This is a genomic window from Nostoc sp. (genome assembly GCF_036918015.1).
Classification (GTDB): domain Bacteria; phylum Cyanobacteriota; class Cyanobacteriia; order Cyanobacteriales; family Nostocaceae; genus Nostoc.
Window position 1 is genome coordinate 128473 of sequence record NZ_JBALEO010000085.1, and the last position, 21084, is coordinate 149556.

The 21084-nt window shown below is 39.5% G+C and carries 15 protein-coding genes and 3 pseudogenes; 7 read left to right on the forward strand and 11 right to left on the reverse strand.

Going from position 1 to position 21084, the window contains the following annotated elements:
* Positions 1–33: 33 nt before the first annotated feature.
* From V7K61_RS26035 to V7K61_RS26065, 7 genes are all read right to left on the reverse strand, one after another.
* Positions 34–855 (reverse strand): hypothetical protein, encoded by an 822-nt coding sequence (locus tag V7K61_RS26035; RefSeq protein ID WP_335057864.1) that lies wholly within the window; start codon positions 853–855, stop codon positions 34–36.
* 122 nt (positions 856–977) lie between these two features.
* On the reverse strand, positions 978–2027 hold the full coding sequence (locus V7K61_RS26040; protein ID WP_335057866.1) for a hypothetical protein: 1050 nt from the start codon (positions 2025–2027) through the stop codon (positions 978–980).
* A 104-nt stretch (positions 2028–2131) separates the two neighbouring features.
* On the reverse strand, positions 2132–2959 hold the full coding sequence (locus V7K61_RS26045) for a hypothetical protein (protein ID WP_335057868.1): 828 nt from the start codon (positions 2957–2959) through the stop codon (positions 2132–2134).
* A gap of 271 nt (positions 2960–3230) precedes the next feature.
* Positions 3231–5978, reverse strand: coding sequence for a hypothetical protein (locus V7K61_RS26050; RefSeq protein WP_335057870.1), 2748 nt, complete (start codon positions 5976–5978; stop codon positions 3231–3233).
* Positions 5932–6303 (reverse strand): hypothetical protein, encoded by a 372-nt coding sequence (locus V7K61_RS26055; RefSeq protein WP_099101832.1) that lies wholly within the window; start codon positions 6301–6303, stop codon positions 5932–5934. The genes V7K61_RS26050 and V7K61_RS26055 overlap by 47 nt, the downstream gene beginning before the upstream one ends.
* Before the next feature lie 14 nt (positions 6304–6317).
* Positions 6318–6938: a hypothetical protein gene (locus tag V7K61_RS26060; RefSeq protein ID WP_335057872.1), complete on the reverse strand. Its 621-nt coding sequence runs from the start codon at positions 6936–6938 to the stop codon at positions 6318–6320.
* Between the two features lie 562 nt (positions 6939–7500).
* Positions 7501–8691: a choice-of-anchor tandem repeat GloVer-containing protein gene (locus V7K61_RS26065; RefSeq protein ID WP_335057873.1), complete on the reverse strand. Its 1191-nt coding sequence runs from the start codon at positions 8689–8691 to the stop codon at positions 7501–7503.
* Positions 8692–10087: 1396 nt separating this feature from the next.
* On the opposite strand from V7K61_RS26065, the gene V7K61_RS26070 reads away from it, so the two are divergent.
* The 4 genes from V7K61_RS26070 (at position 10088) to V7K61_RS26085 (ending at position 12878) form a co-directional block, all read left to right on the forward strand.
* Positions 10088–11368 carry a substrate-binding domain-containing protein gene (locus V7K61_RS26070; RefSeq protein WP_335057875.1) on the forward strand — a complete coding sequence of 427 codons (1281 nt, stop codon included), beginning with the start codon at positions 10088–10090 and terminating at the stop codon, positions 11366–11368.
* A 238-nt stretch (positions 11369–11606) separates the two neighbouring features.
* Positions 11607–11822: a hypothetical protein gene (locus tag V7K61_RS26075; RefSeq protein WP_335057877.1), complete on the forward strand. Its 216-nt coding sequence runs from the start codon at positions 11607–11609 to the stop codon at positions 11820–11822.
* 176 nt (positions 11823–11998) lie between these two features.
* Positions 11999–12427: a hypothetical protein gene (locus V7K61_RS26080; protein ID WP_292735864.1), complete on the forward strand. Its 429-nt coding sequence runs from the start codon at positions 11999–12001 to the stop codon at positions 12425–12427.
* Between the two features lie 217 nt (positions 12428–12644).
* Positions 12645–12878, forward strand: coding sequence for a DUF3134 domain-containing protein (locus V7K61_RS26085; RefSeq protein WP_292745509.1), 234 nt, complete (start codon positions 12645–12647; stop codon positions 12876–12878).
* A gap of 263 nt (positions 12879–13141) precedes the next feature.
* On the opposite strand, the gene mltA is transcribed toward V7K61_RS26085, so the two are convergent.
* The 3 genes and pseudogenes from mltA to V7K61_RS34235 all read right to left on the reverse strand — a co-directional run.
* Entirely contained in the window at positions 13142–14410 is a 1269-nt protein-coding gene (gene mltA / locus V7K61_RS26090) for a murein transglycosylase A (RefSeq protein WP_335057880.1), read from the reverse strand.
* A 283-nt stretch (positions 14411–14693) separates the two neighbouring features.
* Positions 14694–14786, reverse strand: a pseudogene (locus V7K61_RS34230) (PEP-CTERM sorting domain-containing protein); the annotation flags it as partial.
* 147 nt (positions 14787–14933) lie between these two features.
* Positions 14934–15389: pseudogene (locus V7K61_RS34235) on the reverse strand (DUF4082 domain-containing protein); the annotation flags it as partial.
* 426 nt (positions 15390–15815) lie between these two features.
* Between V7K61_RS34235 and V7K61_RS26100 the strand changes: the two are divergent.
* Positions 15816–15991, forward strand: a pseudogene (locus tag V7K61_RS26100) (IS4 family transposase); the annotation flags it as partial.
* Positions 15992–16171: 180 nt separating this feature from the next.
* On the opposite strand, the gene V7K61_RS26105 reads toward V7K61_RS26100, so the two are convergent.
* The gene (locus tag V7K61_RS26105) at positions 16172–17527 is read right to left on the reverse strand and encodes a proton extrusion protein PcxA (protein ID WP_335057884.1); all 1356 of its coding nucleotides are present in this window, start codon (positions 17525–17527) and stop codon (positions 16172–16174) included.
* A gap of 78 nt (positions 17528–17605) precedes the next feature.
* Between V7K61_RS26105 and V7K61_RS26110 the strand changes: the two genes are divergently transcribed.
* Complete coding sequence (locus V7K61_RS26110) at positions 17606–19831, forward strand: recombinase family protein (RefSeq protein WP_335057886.1); 2226 nt, start codon at positions 17606–17608, stop codon at positions 19829–19831.
* Positions 19832–20247: 416 nt separating this feature from the next.
* Positions 20248–21084 (forward strand): sulfite exporter TauE/SafE family protein, encoded by an 837-nt coding sequence (locus tag V7K61_RS26115; protein WP_335057887.1) that lies wholly within the window; start codon positions 20248–20250, stop codon positions 21082–21084.

Here is a 21084-nt window from a genome sequence, read left to right on the forward strand (position 1 = left end):
TATAAATTGAACTGTCTTCACGTAAAAAAGCGATTATCTGATAAAACTATCAGATGTTTGTCCAGTTCCGCATTGTTTTGATTTATCTTGGTTCGGGTTGTAGTCATCCAGCAAACATAAGTTACGAATTTCATAAATTTCTAGTCTATCAGCGCGGACACTATAAATTGCTTTTTGCAGGTCGGTGCTATTGTTGGCTTGGGGATTAGCGAAATAATCTGCTGCACGTACAAGGAAATCTTTATTAAAAGGAGTTATAAGTCTTGCACCACCAACTCGATTTTTTTGAACTAAGTCGGCTACCATACCCACTTGCCACTTTCCTGGTGCAATTTGTTTTGGCGGATAAACTCTCTTAATTACTAGTTGCGAAGTCATCGCTTGGTTGGGATTTTCAGAGAAAACTTCTGGCGGTGTCATTTCTGCAACTGTGCTTAAGAAACCTTTACGAAAGTCTTCTGATAAGGCAAAACTAGCTACCCAACTGCTGGTACTAATTTTTTGGCTACCACCTTGAGGTGTGTTAATCAGTATTCCTAAATCTGGTTTGGGGGTTGCAACTTCTTCAATAGTTTGTGGTGGTAAGGTTCCAGACCAGCTAAACATTGATATCATCGTTTTACTGATAAATTGGCGAATTGCTTCTGGTTCTCTTGCTAAATCATCAATATTAGCTACTGGTTTGCCATTGATTAATTGTACAAAGTTGGGAGGTTTTCTCAAACTGAGTTGGCGAATATTTAGTCCTTGTAATAAAAATAAAAATAAAACTAATATATGTAAACTGAAGGTTGCGATCGCAAAAAATGTCAAAACACTTCCCGTTCTTTGTCTTTTTTCTAATAAACGCACCATTTCCTCACCTCCTCCTGCAAAAACTTCAGCTATTATATATGATGTTTTGCATATACTTAGTAGTTACAAGTGTTGTAACTAGTTTATTAATTTTGAATTTTGAATTTTGAATTTTGAATTTTCTATATCCTCTCCTTTACTAAAGAAGCTGTACTGCTGATAGCGCTGAAGACTGCAAAACCACCAGCAGCAGCCACAAGTAAAGATAAAATTGGTGCTAAAATCCCCAGAAATATTATGAACCACATTAAATCTGGATCGACATTAGCATTTTGACCTGGGCCATTGACAATCACTGCGGCAGTCAGCACTGCAATAATATTGAATGAAATTTTGGCGATTCCAATCGATAGAAATCCAGTCAGCCACGCAAAAATTGGTTTACCAGCTACAGGTAGTAAAGATCCACCTACAGCAATTGGGCCTAAAGCTGCTATTAACAACATAGTAGCTTCTATCAAATTCTGGAAGGCATATTGTAAGGAAACTAAAAAGTTCTTGATGCTCGTTTGGACTGTAGAACCTAACAGAGAATTAAAAGAGGTTTCTGATACAATGCCAGTGCCATATCTGATATTATCTACCTTAGTTTGTAGTCTATTTATCCAGCTTTTATTCCCATAAGTATTTCTATATTTCTGCCAGAGAACATTAACTTTTTCAGCAGCTTTCACAAAGCATTGACTTTGTTGTTCGCCAGTAAGAGATTGGCAAGGACGTAGTAAAGAACCAGCTACTTCTTCAGCAACACTCATATTCAGTGCTTGCTGATATATTTTATCCGCATCTGCTGATACCACTACTTGCTGATTCACAGTGTTTAAAAAATTCCGCACTCCCAGCGTCAGATTAGACAGGATACTTCCATTGCCGGAATTACTTAAGAGTACTACCACAATAAAAGGCCAAATTAAAGCTGATATGGGACGGGTGTATTCGTAGGATATTAAGTCTTTGAGGAATTGTATCATAAAAAATAACAGGGTTCCTACAGCAAAAAAAATACCCAGATTTGTCAGCGCCCCATACAAGTTATTACTGGTGTTATTTTGTAATAAATCCAGCCATTGTTTGTCCCAACCTTCGGCAATACTTTGGGAAGTTGCGGCACCAGTATCGATAATCTGATCGATGTCTGCTTGGGCAAAAACTAGTTTAATAGCAAGTTGCATTTTGAGTTTATTGACTGTTTTTTTAGATTTCCTGTTGGTTGGTTTATCAGAAGTTAAAGGATTTTAAAAGTTGTCTAAAAATTGAGAGTTTTTTTCTCAAAATCCTACTTATTAACTTTTCTGCCAAACAAATCTAGTTGAGAAGTCGCTCGTAAAAGTCGCGCTGCTTCTGTAGATGTTTCTACTCTCCGAGCGCGATTTGCCTCTTCTGTCTGCTGAGAAATGTTTGCTAAATTTAAGTTAGAGTATTGCAAAGCCTGATTATTTTGTAAAGTCTGGCCAAATGTTTCAGCTACAATTTTTATTTGTTCCTGTTGAATTTTCATCATTTGCACTTGACTAATACCTAGCAATTCCGCCAATCCAGAAATAGCACTTACTGTTGGATCGGTTTTTCCAGCTACATTAATACCGTTTTTAATTTGTTGGATAAATGCATCATTGCTAGTCTCTGTTGCCTGGGCTAATGTCTCAATATCTTCCAGACTTTTCTCAGTATTTTCTAACTTAGTTTTTGTCCGAGTTTGTCCATTTTTACCAAGAATACCTACCGCTACTCCACGGGTAATTACACGATTCAGTTCGCTGCTAACTAAATTTCCGCGCACTGCTGAATTATTCTCAAAACGACTTGATTTTGCATCTGAATTATAAGAGTAGTTAATTACATCATCACGAATTTTTTGCCCCGCCGCGACGGGGTTAGGTATCTTCAAATCTCCCTTGGCATTCTCAATAGCAATTCGACCCTGGCTTTGTTCTAAAGGGGTTAAGGTATCCTTCAAATTATATTGAAAGTAATCTTGCATATCTTTAGAATATGATTGAAAGTCAGTCCAAACCTGACCTAATCCGCCCGTTTGAATTTGTGCTACAGCTGGTAGTATTGCCAGGGATAGCAAGGTAAAAGTTAAAATGGTAGTTTTTCGCATACATCTGTGCCTGAAAAAGGTAGACTACATTATTATAGTGAGATAAAAATTTAGCTTTTCAACCATGCTAATTTAGATTTTGGATTTTGGATAATAGAATTAGTTTTTCAATTCAACCCCCGACGCTATTCTAAAATCTAAAATCCCTAAGCTGCAACGCAGTAATGGGTGCAGTAAATCTAAAAGACGTTGATAACTAGCTAACATTACGCTATCGGAAATCTAAAATCCAAACTTGTTTGATTCACTATTAACGACTTACATAACTCGCTTAACTACTACGTAGGTTCGCCACTAACTGACGCGCAAAGGCAGAAATTGCTTCATATTTATCACTGTGAAGTTGCATCATTTGGCTACGTGCAGTTTGTTCATAAGGGTTATTAGCAACTGCTGCCAATTGTTCGTAACCTGGATAGTAACGGCAGAATGTATAAATACCGTTATCATCTAATAACCATTGGCTATAAACGCCTTCTTTGCGGGGAAAAAAGCTTTCTGAGGCATTACGAGAAATAACTTGGCGGGGATATTTCAAGATGTCTGCAAAACTATCTACTGCAACTGGCTGAATGCGTCCAATCAACCGTGTTGTCAGGTTTTGCAATATTTTCGATGCAGCTTTAGATTTAGCAATGGTGTCAGGATCTTGTCCTGATAAGATGACTCTGATACCGGCTTTAGCGCCGTTGGCACAAATTCTACCAACTAAATCAGAAATTTGCTCGAACTCAAATAAAATTGGTGCTTCGTCGATAAAGAATATGGAAGCTGGACTACCTAATGCGCGTCGGAGTGCGGCTGAATAAGCACTCAAGGATAGTACGGCTGCATCTTCACTATCTGATAGGTTTCTGAGAGCAAAAACTAAAAGTTGCGCATCGGTAGGAAAGCTAGATGGTGCAGAAATGGCTTGTCCCACGCGGCTAGAAAGCCAAAAGCGTAAGCGCAACTGAATTTGACTGAGGGCGTCTTCGACTCTGCCAGTTAAAGAACTTAGCTGCAAGTGTTCTGGTGAGCAGAAAAAGAGAAAATCTTTTAAAGTGGGGGTTTTTTGCCAAGCAAGAGTACCAAATCCGCCCTCCATCGCCTGTCGATATCGCTCTTTGATGCCCTCATCTCTAAAAAAGGCTTCTAAAGCCAAATTGAGCAGCGATCGCACGGTTTGCGATAAAATTTGACTTTCAGTGGACGATCCTAAAACCATTGTCATTAACGCTGATTCCAGGAAGGCGGTATAATCGTTAAAGCGATCGCGCTGTTGTTCTGCTTCTAGCGATCGTAAATCTGGCTGCTCAAACAAGTTATTCGATTGTTTGGAAATATCAAAATAGGCTCCATTCCCCTCCATAAACTCTGTGTAGTCTGTGAAAGTAGATGTCCCATCAGGTTTAGGGAAATCTAACGCCACAACCGGAATCCCATGTGCTAAAGCCTGAGTTAAAATCCCTGATACCAATACCGATTTACCAGCACGAGTGGTCGCAAACAAAGCTAAATTTTTGTGCTGATTAAATAAATCTAAATGTATAGGTGTTCCGCCTTCTTCAGCAATCAACTCAAAGCCTTGTTTGTCACCTTTTTTGGTTAAAACTAGAGGCATTAATCCCGGAACTTCACTGGTTAAGTATAGCTGGCGACGGTTAAAGGGTGTTGCTAATAGACCCTCCCAAACTATTGGTAGAGTTTGCAGCCAAATTTTCCAGGCATATTCAGTTTCCCTAATTACTCTGGCTGGACGTTGAAAACAGTTTTCAATATATCTTGTTGCCTCATCTAATTTTTCTAAAGTTGGACGATGTACTAAAATAGCGACACTTGTATAAATCGGGACTGCACCTTCAAATAACTGCTCTTGTGCTGCTACCGACTTCTTCAACTTTAATTGAGCGTTGACATCAATAGTTTTACTTTTTTCTTGAGCCATAATCGTTGTCATGTTTGACTGCTTCAGCACTCGTTGCAGAGTAGTTTTTACCAATGCTGGATTGGCAGCAGTCAACTCACAAAAAATTTCTGTATCTACTACTGTTTCTCTGGCCAACAGTTCCCATAAATAGCGCAGTTGAGACGATTTATTAACCCAACCACCAGGTTTTTCCAGAAATGACAGTGCGCCAATATAACGATTATTAACATTCACCCAGCGGCGATCGGCACAAGGTACACTAGATTCCATCAGCAAAGTTGTGCCGTGGATATTGTCTAGAAGTAATTTAGTACTAGCTAAATCGGAATTAACTTGTTCGTGTAATCCTTCTTCATCTAAAGTCATTAACTGGGGAATAGCTATTGGCTGCGTATCATTAAACCTTTTCCAGATTTCCCCCCACAGTTCATCAGCAGTCAAAGGTTTTACATCCAATCCCATCTTGTTAGATAAGATTTGTTCCCAGCGAAGAAAACCCTGGTTGTAAGCATTTGTAATCAGGGTTTCAATACGTTGATTTTCTACTTCTAAAAGATCGCCTTTAAATTTCAACCACCAGGATTCAGCTTTGACTAAAAGCTTTTCTATCCAATCATCTGCGTGTTGTGAGTTAGATTCAATGGTGTAAGTTACATAAATCCGCAAAAATTTAGGTTTACGAATCCCAGAAATAGTCAGTTCTTTAATTCTGGCTCTCTCCGCCATCAACAAATATTTGATGTCTCGCGATGATGTATTTTTGATTAACGTTGCTAACTCTTTTTGGCGCTCTTTATCTGAACTAAAAGAACCCAAGTGTATAGTCATCCTTTCACCACTAGGAATGTCTTTTAAGCCAGCTTCAATGTTATTAAAAAGTGTATCAATTTGTTCAGGTCTTAAGGTGGTATGAATTCCCTTACAATCAAAACCAAAAACAAAGCAAAACCGATCTTTTTGAGTACCTTTTGTCAACAGGTAAGCGCCAATATCACGTCCATTCATTGCAACACGTAGCATTGTCGCCAAGTGCAAAGCATCTTCAAATGGCGTTAATCTACTTTCATTTCCGGCGATGCCGACGCTTTGTTTTCCGATTTTTTGCTTCATGGTTAACTTCCAATAAGCTTTGATAACGAGCAAAGCCTCTTGTCCAAGCGGGAACGCCAATAAATTTGCTTAAAAAACTCCAACTCCTACCACCAGTTAAAATCCACCAAGTTCCTATTCCCCAACCAGTCATTAGTACTGTCCACAACCATTTTTGAAACTCTTCTTCAAAAAGACCCCCAAAAATCCCATTTATAATAAAATAGGAGGCTAAGGCTATTACCGTCCAAGGAAGAATTTGATCGGCAGGAATTGGCCCTAATGAAGGTTGGCTTCCCAGAACCTGATTGACTGGACGAAATTCTTGTTCCCGCTCTTGAGACATTTTAAATATCTGAATTATTTACTGCTATCGCCAATTACAAAGCGTGTGAGTACATCAGCAATGGTAACAGCAACAACCACTAATAGGGGAGTTCTGGCGATGCTTTGCCAATCTTCATCTTTACGCACTGCATTAATCACACCAACTAGGGAGATTGCAATATAAAGTAAGTAAATCGCCCGCAACACATTAAATATCAAACTTACTGGTGTGTCGCTACCACTAGCATTGGTTCCTGAACCACTTTGTAAGGTTTTTTTGAAAAACTTTTCAGCTTCCCCAAAAAACTGTGCTTGTGCGGGGGCTGCAAACCAGTCTAACCAATATAAACTCAGAACGATCGCTGCTGCTAAAATTTGTAATAATATTAGCGATCGCTTTGGTAAATTTACTTGCTGACCAATTTGCTGGGTGATGACTGCAATTAAACTACCAACAAGTAAACAAAAGAGCAAGATCGGACTTTTGAGGCTGATAACGCTAACCAATACAGCACAAGCAATCAAAAAAGGTACAGATTCAAGCAGAAAAGTCAGACAGGATTTAAATGCCAGTCTTAACTTGTGAGATTCTTTCGCCGCACTAACAGTTAAAGCTTTGAAAAAGTTTCTCCCGTGAGAACTTTGTCTAAACATTTGCTAATTTTCCTATGGTGTACTACAATCTATCCTTGCTTGTATCAAATTTTACAACTACTACAATTCAACATACTTTAACATCATTATTAATCAAATTATCAACCTGTAGTAAAGTTATATATTCTACATCAGTATTCTGAAGTTAAGTTAACATGATATTAAGATTTATCTAAAACTAAATTTCTCTGATTTCAGAAGCTGGATTGCAAATATCGAGATTAAACTGGTAGATTTCTCTCGACTTTGAGAATTTTCTCAATCTTCTCATACAGATAGCCTCGATCAACCAACTTCAAAGCCTTGACTTTCTCTACCTCACAGGTATCTGAGCGAACTGCTATAAATATTTCAGACTTATATGTAGACCGTAGGCTTGCTCTTAGTGCAGACTAAGGGTAATTTTGGCTCTTTAGGGTTCTTCGGAGCGAACATGATATGAAACAGTATTGAGCCACCAAAATTCAAATATCTGTCTTGAAAAGTTTACATCGATTGTAGAAAAATGGTAGACGTTCAAATGTACGTTTTACCATTTTCTACACACCGATTAAATTTGCAACTAGATTACAAACTTAAACACAGTTCCTAGATTAGAACTACCGCCAAAAGAGGCAGTACCGTAAAAGGAACCATTTGAGAGCTGAATTAGTGTGGACTCTGGCGTTGCCCCATTAGTACCATTAAAACTAATTAAGCCGGTGATGGTTGCTCCAGTCAGCTGATAGATAACTCCTTTGTTATTTGCCCCACCAGCAGAAGCTGTGCCATAGAAATTACCATTGCTTGCTTTGATGAGTGCAGCCGTTGGGTTAGCCCCATTAGTGCCATTAAAACTGGCAACTAAAACGGGTGTACCGCCACCTACCTGAACCTTGAATATAGCTCCTTTATTGTTGGCTCCACCCAGTTTAGTAGTGCCATAGAGGAATCCATCAAATTCAATTAATCCAGACTGTGGATTTGCCCCATTGGCGCCATTAAAGCTATATGAAGTAAGTATTCCTGCGGGAGTTAACTTGAATACAACTCCTTTAGCACTTAGTCCACCGGCTGAGGCGCTGCCGTAGTAGTTTCCATCGGTAGCCAATTGCAATCTTGCTAATGGAGTTGCTCCATCAGTACCGCTGAAGCTTCTAATGGTGGTGAGTGCTCCGGTGGTGGGCGAAACCTTGAATATAGTTCCTTTATTATTGGCCCCACCTGTAGAGCTTGTCCCCCACAAATTGCCATCAGTACCTGTAATCAGTCGGCCTGCTGGGTTAGCCCCATTAGCGCCTGTGAAATTTGTAAGAGTTGTCAGGGTTGTAAAAGCTGTTTTCGCCAACTTAAACACACTGCCGAGGTCACTTGTACCACCTGTAAAGGTTGCCCCATATAAATTGCCATCGGCTGCTTGGAATAATCTAGCAACTGGATTAGTGCCTTTGTTGATTCCAGAGGTTCCGGTGAAGTTTATCAGTGTAGTCAGAGTAGTGAAAGCAGTAGGAGTTAACTTGAATGCAGTTCCTTTGCCAGAAGTGCCACCAGCAGAAGTAGTTCCATAAAGATTGCCATCAGTACCGTTGCCTTTAAGTACACCAGCTCTTGGTGTAGCTCCGTTAGTGCCGTTGAAATTTACAACAGTAGTCAATGTTGCTGCAAAAGCTTGTTGCAAAGGTAGTACTAATGAAGAAGCCAAAACAGTCAAAGAAGTAAAAATCAATACCCTATTTTTGGTCTGGTGTTGTTTGTACAGATTAATCTTGTTCATTGAATACCTCAAAAAAGTTTGGTGGAGACGGAATAGTAGCTAGTTCTAACGGATTTTGTGATGGATGCTACTCATGACTAATACCAATTTGAAAAATGATTGCTACAAAGTAGGTTAGGAAGCCACTGACGCCGAAGGGTTTCCCAGCTTTTCTGCGTTTAAGCAAGCTACGCCTAACCTCTGCCTTCACCCAAAGGCAGAAGCAATTGGCGTTTAAAGGACGAAACCCAAAACCCCAACATCTTGTATATGTTGAGTTTTATCCCGTAATCTACGAGATATTGCTACGACTCAATCTACGTATTGAGCGCATTTTTATCTAAAATTGGTATAATTTGTCAGCTTAGGCATTAACGAGAAAATGCCTTAAATGTTGGTATAGCCCGATTTGAAAAGGACTCAGAAAGCCTGTTTTACCTACACCACAAAAACCGTACTAGCACTGAGTCAATAACGTGAATGGCACGATTAATGATTTCGTTCGGTAGCATAAAGCATTATTTATGTTTTTGATGTCGTGAAAAACACAAAAAACAGTGAGAAATCCACGATTTTGACAGAATATAGTCACAAGAATCGATTACGAATAACTCAGATGGAGTGTTTTTTGTCAAGTAGTTAGTAAATTTTATTAAATACTGATTAAAACCTCTAAAAAAATCTTAATAAGCAAAATCACATATTAAGTGAAAGGTTTTTATTTTTCTCTGGTGAAAGTAATAAAAGTGCTATAAAAACTACTTTTCAAACACCTCTAAATTCCCAAAATATATTTAAGCTTTTTAATCATTTCATAATGGAATCATGACTTAAGCTTTACCTTCACATTATACTGTTGATTCCGTTGGCAAAATTTAACAGCTATTATCTATAGCAGTTATAAAAAAAATTGTGGAATCCTAAATTTCTTTACTTCGCACTTAGTGGTAGTTTGTAATAAACTGCTGCATATTTACATTAAAGAAACTGATTTCCATAATTCAAATAAAATTGCCATCTTAAATAAGTAAGTGGGTAAAATTAAACATGGCTTTTAAAAGTAAAGAAGAGAGTGAGAATAGTAATTTAAGTATTATTCATAGTACCTAATAACTACTCTCTTATAGTAAAGCCACTGAATATTTATACAAACTTACTTTATAAATGTAGAGTTTTCAAATAGTAAATAATCATGTTTTAGGGTTTATTAGCAATAGCTTAATGCTCTCTATGACTTGAAAATATTGCCTTAAACTCGCTCTAGTTTTTTCACCATTTTGTGTCAGTGTTTAATTTATTAATAACCTTTGTGGTGCTAATTATTTATGCATATAAAAGGTTATTTACAATCGTCAATTTGACACTTGATTTTGATTTGATAGGCGTTGAACCGGAAATTAATTTGAAGGAGCTTGACATGACTTTTTATCCTAATCGTCACTTGACCTATTTAGCAAGTTCAATTTCTGTACTTGCCATAGCAACTGGTTTAGTAGTAGGTCAATCTGCTACTCATAAATCTCTAGCTCAGACCTCTACCACTCCTCCACCAACTGGAGTAACTTCCATAAATGGTGCAGGTGCAAGCAGTATAACTACTTTGTTTATAGGTACAGGAACTACCTCTCCTTTCGATCCGAAAGGCTCATGGTTTAACACTTACGGTGTTGGAAATCCTTCAAGCCTCAATCCTCCCGGCCCAGTAAATGCGGCTGTCACATTCAGATATGCTTCGGTTGGTAGTGGTAAGGGCTTAACAGCTTTTTTCACTCAAGCTGTACCAGCTGGTAGTCCTACTATCAATCGCCCTGTCTCTTTTGCAGCTAGTGACGACCCCGTATTAGGAACAGAAAAAGTTAGTGGCAGTCCCAATAACGCTGGTACGCCCGCAACTGCATACGTCCAAGTACCTGCAATCACCGTTGGCATCGCCTTAGCTTATAACCCCACTGGTCTAAAGGTGCCAGCTGGTGGAATTAAGCTTTCACGAGCTACTTACCTTGGTATTCTTCAAGGCAACATCATAAATTGGAATGATGCCAAAATCAAAGCAGATAACGGCGGCGCAACAATAGCAAATAAGCCCATCGTTCTAGTGTATCGTAGCGACGACAGCGGTACTACTTTTGCTTTAAGCAGTCATCTCAAGGCGGCATTTCCTACATGGAACAGAGGAACTGGTAAAAAAAGTATTGTTGGCTCTGTACCCTCAACAATACCAGCCGATACAGTCGTTTGGCCAGTCGGTTCCAAAGGTGCTACAGGAGGTGGAGGTGTAGCCACCACGATCGCTAGCACTCCTGGTGCAATTGGTTATGTGGATAGTGCTACGCAGTTAGCTAAGAATCTGAAAGCTGCTCTCTTGCAGAACAAGGCAGGTACTTACAATGCCATTTCACCAACTACAATTTCAAATGCTTTTGTCGGTGCGAGTGACCAAGATGCAAATGCTCAACGGATTAAACTCGTAGTTACCGATCCAACAGCTGCAAATGCTTATCCCATTGTTACCGCAACTTACGTGCTATTTTATAATAAATACGCAGACGCTAAAGTAGCAGCTGGTATTAAAGGATTGATCGGTTGGGCTTTCGGAGCAGCCGGGGACACTATCGCTAAAAACCGGGGATATGCTCCTCTTCCCGCTGCCATTAAAACTCTGTCTCAAAATGTTGTGAATACTTACGTCAAACCATAATTGGGTGGATACTGTTTTTGGTATTTCTCCTCCTTTGTATCCTTTAGATTTTTACATATCTTGACAAAGATATGAAAGTTATACCCCAGGATTATAAATATAATCCTGGGGATTTATTAAGGCGATAATTTGATCTCAATAACTGCTAATAATGCTCTGATTTAGCAAATTTAAGGCATTATTAGCATTAATAGTCAAGGGTTTTAGAAGTTTATCTTATTCAACTAGAGATCGGAAATTGAGTACCCTTGAAGTTTATAAGTTGATGGGTATAAATAAATATTCAGATAGTTTGCGATCGCGATCGCTTTTAGGCATTCACCAATGCTGTCAGTGGAGCGATCGCAGAATTTGGCGTCAACTATGTTATGATTTTATTATGTTGAGAAATATTTTCGGTTATGTAACTGACTATATAGACCCCTCTCCGAATCTAAATCTCTACACCCTTTGATTCTGAAGGTGTTTGATGTCATAAGTATTTCAAAAATTGAAATTTTAGTTAGTCGCAATGTATTGCAATGTGTCGCTTGACACTAATACATCTAACTGTCAAAAAAATGTGCTAAGAAGAACGGACAAGTCTAGTGTGTCACACACGCAGACAACATACTGATAGTACTGGAATTTATGCCCACGGATATAATTACTCGTCCTGAGTCCCTCACAGAAGATTGCTTTTTTACTTACGCCCTTGGGACTGATTTGCATGATACTAATTTAACAGCCAAATATTTACGCCGAATCAGAAAAGAAGATAAACCATATATCGACATAGCTGTTTCTCCCAGACCTGGCTATCGATTTGAGGTTTGTCTTATCCCTGTTGAAGGGTTCGCTCAAGAAACAATATTGACAAAAGACGGGTTCGCCAAAGCTTTAGCGATTATTTGTGCTGTATCTAATAAAGCTAGGAAACGATTCCCTTCAGGAAATGGACAAGAAATAGTCCGGTGTCAATTTAGTAACTTAGCTGATGCAGTCGCTGTAGCGAATAGACTGTCTGCATTACCCTCTGATATGTATGAAACTCTCGTCAAGGTACCAAATGCTTTGTAATATATTTTGTAATATATATTGCATCCGCTGAAATATTTATTATTAAAACTGACATCTGGACATTTTAATGGTAAGTAGCTAAATGGACTTGAGACAAAACTTCAATGGGTCATATTTTGTCTGTTGAGAAAAGACTTGTCATACAAGACTTTTAACCTTAATGTACAATTTTGACGTTTTTGTACGCTAACCTGTAAATTCAAAGTGAGTTTTTTTTATGCCTATAAGTCCTTTACGTGAAGAACCTCGTAACCAGCGAGCGCCTGTAATTCGTACAAGTAATGAGTTTATTCTCTTGGAATGGCTGAAGTCAACTGGTCGTCTAATCGAACGCGAACATCAAGAATCTGAGTATCTAACTGAAGTAGAAGAAATTTCCGAAATGATAGACCTTGACGATATCCCTTACGATCATGACGATGATGATGGTGAAATGGATTTGGAAGCCTAGTAGCGTAATTTGTAATTTGTAATTCGTAATTCGTAATTACTATGTCGCAAGCGTTCCATTGATTTGGAATGGTGAGGCAGTCCGGTCTTCTCCCAAGGGGGAGACGCCAAGGGCGATAGGGGTTCCCCCCATGAGGAACTGCCGAACCCGTTAGCGCAGCGTTAGCAACGCAGGAGCGTCAGGGGTGCTTCATTTGCACCAAAAGGTAAGATTCCTGACTTTTTAGAGAAGTCAGGAATCTTAGTATTAAAATCGCAGTGTGTTTAATTCTTTGACTTGAGTAAGAGATAAAATAATTGTCCATTGCTAACTGTAACACCAGCGCGATCGCCTGCTATTTTCCCAGTACCTAAAAAATAATCCACTCTACCTGCACCTTTAATTGCGCCTCCAGTATCTTGGTCAAGAACATAGCGACTAATTATGCGCTCCTGCATTTTTCCGGTAGGATTAACGAAGGGAATAGAAGCGCGAATCAACGCTAAAGCACCGGGAGGCATGAGAGATTTATCTGTAGCAATAGAACGCTCTGCTGTTAGTGGTACATTGATAGAACCTTGGGCTGGCTCACCGTGATTTTCTTGAAAAAAAACAAAGCTGCGATCGCGCGGAATATAAATATTTAATTCTTGGGGATGTTTTTGGAAATAATCGAGAATAATCGGCATCGTTACACCTTCTTGCGGTAATTTGCCATCATCTATTAATTCTCGCCCAATACTTTTGTAGTTATAAGCAGTATTACCCGCATAGCCGATTGTTGTTTGAGTACCATCGGGAAGCTGAAGTTTTGCTGAACCTTGAATTTGAGTTAGATATGGTTCGAGGCGATCGCGAAACCAAAATAACTCTAATCCTCGCAATTTCCCTTTTGCACTTTGTAAAGCATCTGCTCCTTCTAACTCCTCGCGTGTCGGATGAGGTTTCGGCCAGGAGTTGAAATCAGGAGGTAATCGATAAACAGGATAGCGATATTCTGTTGTGGGGACGCGACTAGCTGCGTAAAGTGGTTCATAATAGGCGGTGAATAAAACGGAACCTTGGTTATCTTTCCCGACTGACTGGTAAAGAACAAATTCCCGCTCAATGGCTTGATGTAATTCTGTTGCAGAATTGGTTTTTAATAAAAGTTCGCGGAATCTTTGCAAGCTTTTGATGACGCGCAATCGCGTAATCCCAGCCACCGGATAGTTTTGATAAGCAGCCGCAGCATTAGCTGTTTGCAGATATTGCAGACTGCGAGCGATCGCACCGATCAGTGCCTTTTTGTCTGGTATTTTGCCATAAATTACTTCATCTAAACAAGAAGTATCACTTTGACAACAAGTAACTGGTAGTCTCTCGATTAATGGTGCTTTTTGCTTTTGTGTAAAGGATACTGGTATATCCCACTTTTTCATGCGACATTCTGGCGGACTGAGTTCCCGATGCGTCAAAGATTCCATACGCACTAAGAAAATCGACAGAAGCACCGATAGGCTGATGGCGATAAATTTGTTTAGCTTTCCTAACCCAGCAAGTGTCTTTTTCATCAAAATTCAAAATTTTTGAGATTATCCCACTTCACTCAAATTCAAAAATCAAAAACCAAAAATACAGTAGACCTAATATGTTTTTATATACTTTATAAAAAAAGACTAAAAAAACCCATCACTTTTTTCAAGCGTGAGTACATTTGAACTAAATTGTCTCAATTTGGTAGTAAGCCCTGACTCCATCAAACTACCTACACCCAAGAGTTCTAAGCGCCTCCCCCAACGCACGCGCAAGGGAGAGGCAAAGAAGCACATAAAGTCCTATTTACTGTCCGTTCGTTTATTCTGTAACTAGTTGCTTACGTTTGCGAAGAGAGGTGATGCCAAAAGCACCTAAGCCTAAGATACCGATGAGAGAAGTCGGTTCGGGAACAGCTTGGGTAACTACGTCAAATTTGAAATTTGGGCCAATCCTACCGTTACCGGCTGTTACAGTTGAAGGAAAACTAAACCCTTGGGATGAACCATTTCTGGCGCTACCGGTGAGAGTAATTTCTGGAGCCGTATTTACTGATGCAGGAACAGTATAAATATCACTAAATGGACTAGTTATTGCTGCACCAATAACGTATGACATTCCAGCAAGAAGATTGACTGATGTAATATCCTGGTAACGAAAGCTTCCAGTTAGTGGACTTGTGGTTTGGACAGTTGTTGAAGCTAGTAAATTCCCGTCCGATGTCCACAACCCAACTAAGTGGGATTGTGATAGAGGATTCGCAGGAGTTTGATCGTAAAAACCTAATGCAGTAACTGAGAGGTTGTCATTAGCAGTAAATGACCAACCGATTGTTTGATTTGTACCATTAAAAGCTGGGAAGTTAGATCCACCTGTCAAACTCTGTATCGCTTCAGATGCGTATACAGATGGTGCAGAAACTAAAGCTGTTGTCAGGATAAAAGGAGAAGCTATTGATAACTTTTTTAGTACATTTACGATTGTCACGATCTTATTTCTCCGATAAACATTTAACATTCGAGACTCTCCACAGCAATGTAACTTTCTTATACTTATAGTGTCAATAATTTTCAGTAAATTCACGCAATCTTTAAATAAAGACTAGTTTATTTAGCGCAATACCTTCGTCAAAAGAAGAAGATATCTGACTTTTCACGGCATATGGAAAAACTCATTTTAAAGATTTCCTAAGCCCTGATTTTTCTGTTAGCTCCTTTCATTAACTCAAAGCTATTGAGAATTAGCTTGTGGAAAAAGCCACGCTTTTTCGAGGTTTGAGGGCTTACCGTGAAAAGTCAGGTCATCTCCTCTCAGATTTTCGTCTCCTTAAGGGATTTCCAGAAATTAAATTATTCAATTTTGGGAGCGAAGATGATCGATGGTTAGATTCTTCCTCCCCTGCAACGCCAGAGCGATGGGATATTTTTTTAGTTGGAAGTCCCTAATCCCGACTCCGGCATTATTGACCTTAAGACTAACTAGCGCGGTTTTCGATATGTCCGTGAAATCTTAAAAATGCTTTCTGAAATGCCTGAGCCTATTTTATTAACCCAGATTTTGCCAAGCTTACTGCTTTAGGTCGTCTTCATCCTGTTTCTACGAGTGTTGAACCTTCGTAATTTGGCAGAGGTATTGTTGCTTTAACTTAGGATGCATCCCAATTTGGCAGATTTATTTTGTAATGCGAGCATCTTGCTCGTTGCCATCTATATATGCGAGCGTCTCACTCGCACTACATATTCCAAAATGGGATGCTCCCGTAAGTTAATTGTTTTACTAAAATTTTTCCCACCCAATTCCTATTCATTCATATTACGGTAAGTCGCAACAGCAGAAGGCGATATCCGGTTCAAATATCGGAAGATCCAATACTTAAAGATAGTATCTAAAATCACCGGAAATGTAGCGATAAATAAGAAGATAAAATCTCTATTTGCTGGCAATCCCCAATGGCGTGATACTCCTTCTAGCAGCACTTCCCAGCCATGAGGAGAGTGGAATCCTACAAAGATATCAGTAAACAAAATAATGATAAATGCCTTCGCACTATCGCTAAGTCCATAGACAATATTATCAAAGAAATCTTTGAGTACAGCAATAGAAGACTTACTAACTAGCAAAAGCCAGATAAAAGCAACCACCGAGAACATATCAGCAAAAACATTTTTGATAGCACCAGAGCTTTCGTGACGAAATTCTTCAGCAAGCTCTTTCGCTTTGTTTTTCATTTCAGTCTCCATCTGCTCAGGTAACAGTGGAGGGGCTTTGATAATAAGATTTTCAAACTTGAGTTTCTCTTCAAATCTTTGTAATTCTACAAGGGCTTCCTCTTCCATTTCAGAATTGAGAAATATCTGCATTTCCTGAGTGCTTCTAAACTTCTCAATAATTGGGCCGACTACAAAAGCTTTTGCTATTTGATGTGTTAAAAGTGGTACAATAATTAATAGTAAAATAAACCTGAGAGAGATTATTGTTCTTTTTTGAGTTTGACGAAAACTCTGAATTACTTCTTGTTCCGAATTAGGGTCTAATTCAACTTGCAGACGACTGATAGTACTTAAAATAGAGCGAGGTAAAATACCCGTTGTATCGGTTTTACTCTTGGCTTTTGGTTTATTATTTAAGTCTTGATTTGGTATTTTAGGTGGTAATGCTGGAGTTTTGACGAGCAGCGATTTTTCGTCAGATGTGACAGAGTTAACTGGGAGATTTGGAGGTTGTACTACTAAAGCTTTGGAAGTTGTTTGATCTGAACTTGTTGTGTATTTAGATATAACTTGGTCGATATAGTTTAGCTTTTCTAAAACTAAAGAAGGACTTAGATACTCTATACCTGCTTTCTCGGCAGCTTTTTGATTCTCTTCATTTAGAAACCAACGGCTTCCTCTAAACTCCGTCAACCGCATCCTGGCAATTTTTAATAGCTTGTTGAGGTCTGACTCAAAATAATCCATCACACTGTTACTGTACATGGCCGAGTCAATGTCTATTTTATTACCATTGAAATGCTTATCTTCTATTTCCTGAATTTTTAATGCTGCATTGTAAGCTTCATCTAAAGAACGTTCAGGAGTCTGTAAGTACCATCGATAAGCAGCAAGTAAGAAAGAATAGATTTTTTGACTAAAAACAGAGTTTTTCATTGCAGACAATCATTCAGCATTGTTTGATGACTATTAACCTTAAGTTAACGCACGAGGTATACTAACAAATCTACAAGGAGAAAGTTTGTGGTTTCTCATTCGGTTTGGATTGTTGGCACTAGCCGTAGTGGTAAGACAGCTCGCTTGGTAGAGCAATTTTGTAATTGGGTAACATCAGAAAAACAATATACTGAATCATTTTATACAAAAAAAACAGGACGTAAAAAAACTGGTCATGTACCCGAATTTTTATATCTTAAACAAACAGAGCCGGGAGTTTTAGTTTTAGCTGCCAATGATGATAATCGTCGAGAATTAGGAGATATAATTGTTACCTCAACTTTGGGTAAATATCCGGTTCGAGCTAAGACGCCACTAGGTTTTTTTCAGGATGAAGTCATTTTATTTTGGCCGTTGCTGATTAACTCGTTGAACTTGAAAGCACAGTTTCCGGTAAGATTGCGACCAGAAACCGAACAAGAGTTAGCAACCAAACTTTGGCGTCCGCAATTAGACGAAGAAATTTTACGTATTGCGGGAGTAAATGAATCTCGTTTGGTGCGTCGCATCCTAGACTTATTGCAATTAGCAGCTTACAGTGGTATGCCTTGCGAAGATATTGCCCAGATTTTAGCCAAGGGTCTAGGGGAAAATACCACAACTTTAGAGCCGGAATTTTTAGCATCTTTGCTGCTAGATTGGCGTAATTGGTGTTTAGAGAGGGGTTTATTGACTTATGGGATTATTACCGAACTTTATAGTCAGCACTTATTAAGCGATCGCAATTACCAACAGCACCTAACTAAACGCTATCAGGCAGTACTGGCAGATGATGTCGATGACTATCCTAGCGTAGCGCGTCTTTTGTTTGAGTTGCTATTAGATCGAGGTGCAGTTGGCGCGTTTAGCTACAATCCTGACGGTGCAGTGCGATTGGGATTGGGAGCAGATCCCAACTATCTAGAAGGGTTAGCAGAGCGTTGTCGGGTAGAAATCTTAAACGGGCCGCCTCCAGAGTCTCTGAGCGAGCAACTGACGAAACAGATGGTGGAATTAGTCACAGAACCGATGGTAATGTTGAGTTTACCAAAAACAGTGTATTCAATTCAAACCACCTCCCGCGCCCAATTATTGCGGCAAACAGCAGAGGAAATTGCTAATGCCATCCAATCGCAGCAAGTGCAACCGGAAGAAGTGGCGATTATTGCACCAGGTTTAGATGCGATCGCTCGTTATACTCTAGTAGAAATCCTCGTTAAACAAAATATCCCAGTAGAATCGCTGAATGACCAACGTCCCCTAATTAGTTCGCCCGTCATTCGCGCCTTACTCACCATGCTGGCCCTAGTTTATCCCGGCTTGGGACGCCTCGTAGATCGGGATGCCGTCGCAGAAATGCTGGTTGTATTAAGTAGGAAGCAACAACCACCAGAAAACTCTACAGACGCGATGAATCGGGTATCTACAACAGACGCGATGAATCGCGTCTCTACAAATATTGATCCGGTACGTGCTGGTTTGATTGCAGATTACTGCTTTGTACCCCATCCCGATCGCCCCAACTTGCTACCAGTATCAACGTTTGAGCGCTGGGATCGAATCGGTTATGCAGCGACTACAGCCTATAATGGGATATTAGAGTGGTTAGAACAGCAGCGATCGCAACAAGAACTGCGGTTAATTCCTAGTCCTATTTCCCTTTTAGATAGAGCAATTCAGCGTTTTTTGTGGAATGGTAGTAATCTTCCCTACGAACAACTAGCAGCATTGCGGGAATTATTAGAAACCGCCCAACACTACTGGGAAATTGACACCAGATTACGACAAATTGCCCCAGTTGAGACAACGCCTCACACAACTATTATTGAATTCATTCAACTACTACGACGTGGGACGATTACCGCCAACCCTTACCCTGTACGCCCCATTGGTGGAGCGAGAAAGGCTGTCACCTTAGCAACTATATTTCAATATCGATCTAGTAGGCGATCGCACCGTTGGCATTTTTGGCTAGATGCTGGTTCACCACTGTGGGCGAAAGGTGGTGCAGCTACTTTATTCGGTGCGCCGTTTTTTCTGCGAGACAGATTAGGCGAACCTTGGACAGCAGAAGATGAGAAATTGGCAGAAGAACAACGACTGCAAAGGATTTTGACAGATTTACTATCTCGTGTATCCGAGAGAGTTTATTTGTGTCACAGCGATTTAGCTGTGAATGGACAAGAGCAATTAGGGCCACTGTTACCCTTAGTGAATGCTTGTGTAACGGTTATTTCTGAATCTACTGAGAAGTTCAGATCCCCGACTTCTTGAAGAAGTCGGGGATCTAGTTGTTCACGAATGATTAAGCCCACATTCCGCACTTCAAAATGTATCATCTCTCTTTTCAAGAATTATTCCTAATAATGCTCAAAACCTTAAGTATTAATATTTAAATATATTGGGAATTTGTGTTGTTCATTTAACCATTGTTAGTGATATTTTGGAAATCTACGCGTATTACATGATGAAGTGCGGAAAGTCGGATTAAGTAGAGTTATGGCCGATTTCTCTACCCAAAAATCTTATGACTTATTAATCACTTTTAATTATCAATTAAACAAACAAAAACATTTGTTTCTATTAACGGAACTTCCTAGAATATTTAGGGGTGAAATCAACCAAGCAGCAATCAGGTTGAATTTCGCTTTCTAGTCTCAAGCAAAAAAGTTTGTGGCGGGGGAAGCAATTTGAACATCCTAGAATTTTCTCTATTAGTATGGTTCGGCTCGTTTGTTGCCGGATTTTTAGGGGCACTAACCGGGTTAGGTGGTGGAGTAGTAATTGTCCCCTTTTTAACATTGATCTTTGGGATTGATATTCGTTATGCGATCGGTGCTTCATTAGTATCTGTAATTGCTACATCTAGTGGAGCCGCATCTGCTTACGTTAAAGAAGGCTATACAAATGTGCGACTGGGAATGTTCCTAGAAGTAGCAACAACATTTGGTGCAATAGTTGGGGCAATTGTAGCAGCGAAAATTTCTACGCGATCGCTTGCTGTTGCCTTTGGAATCGTTTTACTCTACTCCGCCTACTTATCTCGTCAAAACCCACCTGAACACCTCAACAATTTGCCGCCAAATTCTCTGGCAATCCGTCTTAAGCTGAATAGTACTTATCCCACTCCCACAGGAGAACAGGCTTATAACGTGCGCGGTGTTCCTTTTGGATTTGGATTGATGTTTGTCGCTGGCATACTTTCAGGATTGCTTGGTATTGGTTCGGGAGCGCTTAAGGTGTTAGCAATGGATAAAATTATGCACATTCCTTTTAAAGTGTCAACTACCACCAGCAATTTCATGATTGGGGTGACAGCCGCGGCTAGCGCTGGCATATATCTGAACCGAGGTTATATTGACCCCGGATTAGCAATGCCTGTGATGTTAGGAGTACTGTTTGGTGCTTTATTAGGAGCGCGGGTATTAGTCAGAGCTAATGTAAATATTTTACGAAATATTTTCAGCATTGTGATTTTGGTACTAGCGGTGGAAATGATTTACAAAGGTCTAACGGGGAGGCTTTAG

Excerpts from the sequence above, each read along its gene's own strand:
- mltA (WP_335057880.1), bottom strand. The coding sequence starts at position 14,410 with ATGAAAAAGACACTTGCTGGGTTAGGAAAGCTAAACAAATTTATCGCC.
- V7K61_RS26040 (WP_335057866.1), bottom strand. The coding sequence starts at position 2,027 with ATGCAACTTGCTATTAAACTAGTTTTTGCCCAAGCAGACATCGATCAG.
- V7K61_RS26065 (WP_335057873.1), bottom strand. The coding sequence starts at position 8,691 with ATGAACAAGATTAATCTGTACAAACAACACCAGACCAAAAATAGGGTA.
- V7K61_RS26085 (WP_292745509.1), top strand. The coding sequence starts at position 12,645 with ATGCCTATAAGTCCTTTACGTGAAGAACCTCGTAACCAGCGAGCGCCT.
- V7K61_RS26055 (WP_099101832.1), bottom strand. The coding sequence starts at position 6,303 with ATGTCTCAAGAGCGGGAACAAGAATTTCGTCCAGTCAATCAGGTTCTG.
- V7K61_RS26080 (WP_292735864.1), top strand. The coding sequence starts at position 11,999 with ATGCCCACGGATATAATTACTCGTCCTGAGTCCCTCACAGAAGATTGC.
- V7K61_RS26050 (WP_335057870.1), bottom strand. The coding sequence starts at position 5,978 with ATGAAGCAAAAAATCGGAAAACAAAGCGTCGGCATCGCCGGAAATGAA.
- V7K61_RS26060 (WP_335057872.1), bottom strand. The coding sequence starts at position 6,938 with ATGTTTAGACAAAGTTCTCACGGGAGAAACTTTTTCAAAGCTTTAACT.
- V7K61_RS26070 (WP_335057875.1), top strand. The coding sequence starts at position 10,088 with ATGACTTTTTATCCTAATCGTCACTTGACCTATTTAGCAAGTTCAATT.
- V7K61_RS26045 (WP_335057868.1), bottom strand. The coding sequence starts at position 2,959 with ATGCGAAAAACTACCATTTTAACTTTTACCTTGCTATCCCTGGCAATA.
- V7K61_RS26035 (WP_335057864.1), bottom strand. The coding sequence starts at position 855 with ATGGTGCGTTTATTAGAAAAAAGACAAAGAACGGGAAGTGTTTTGACA.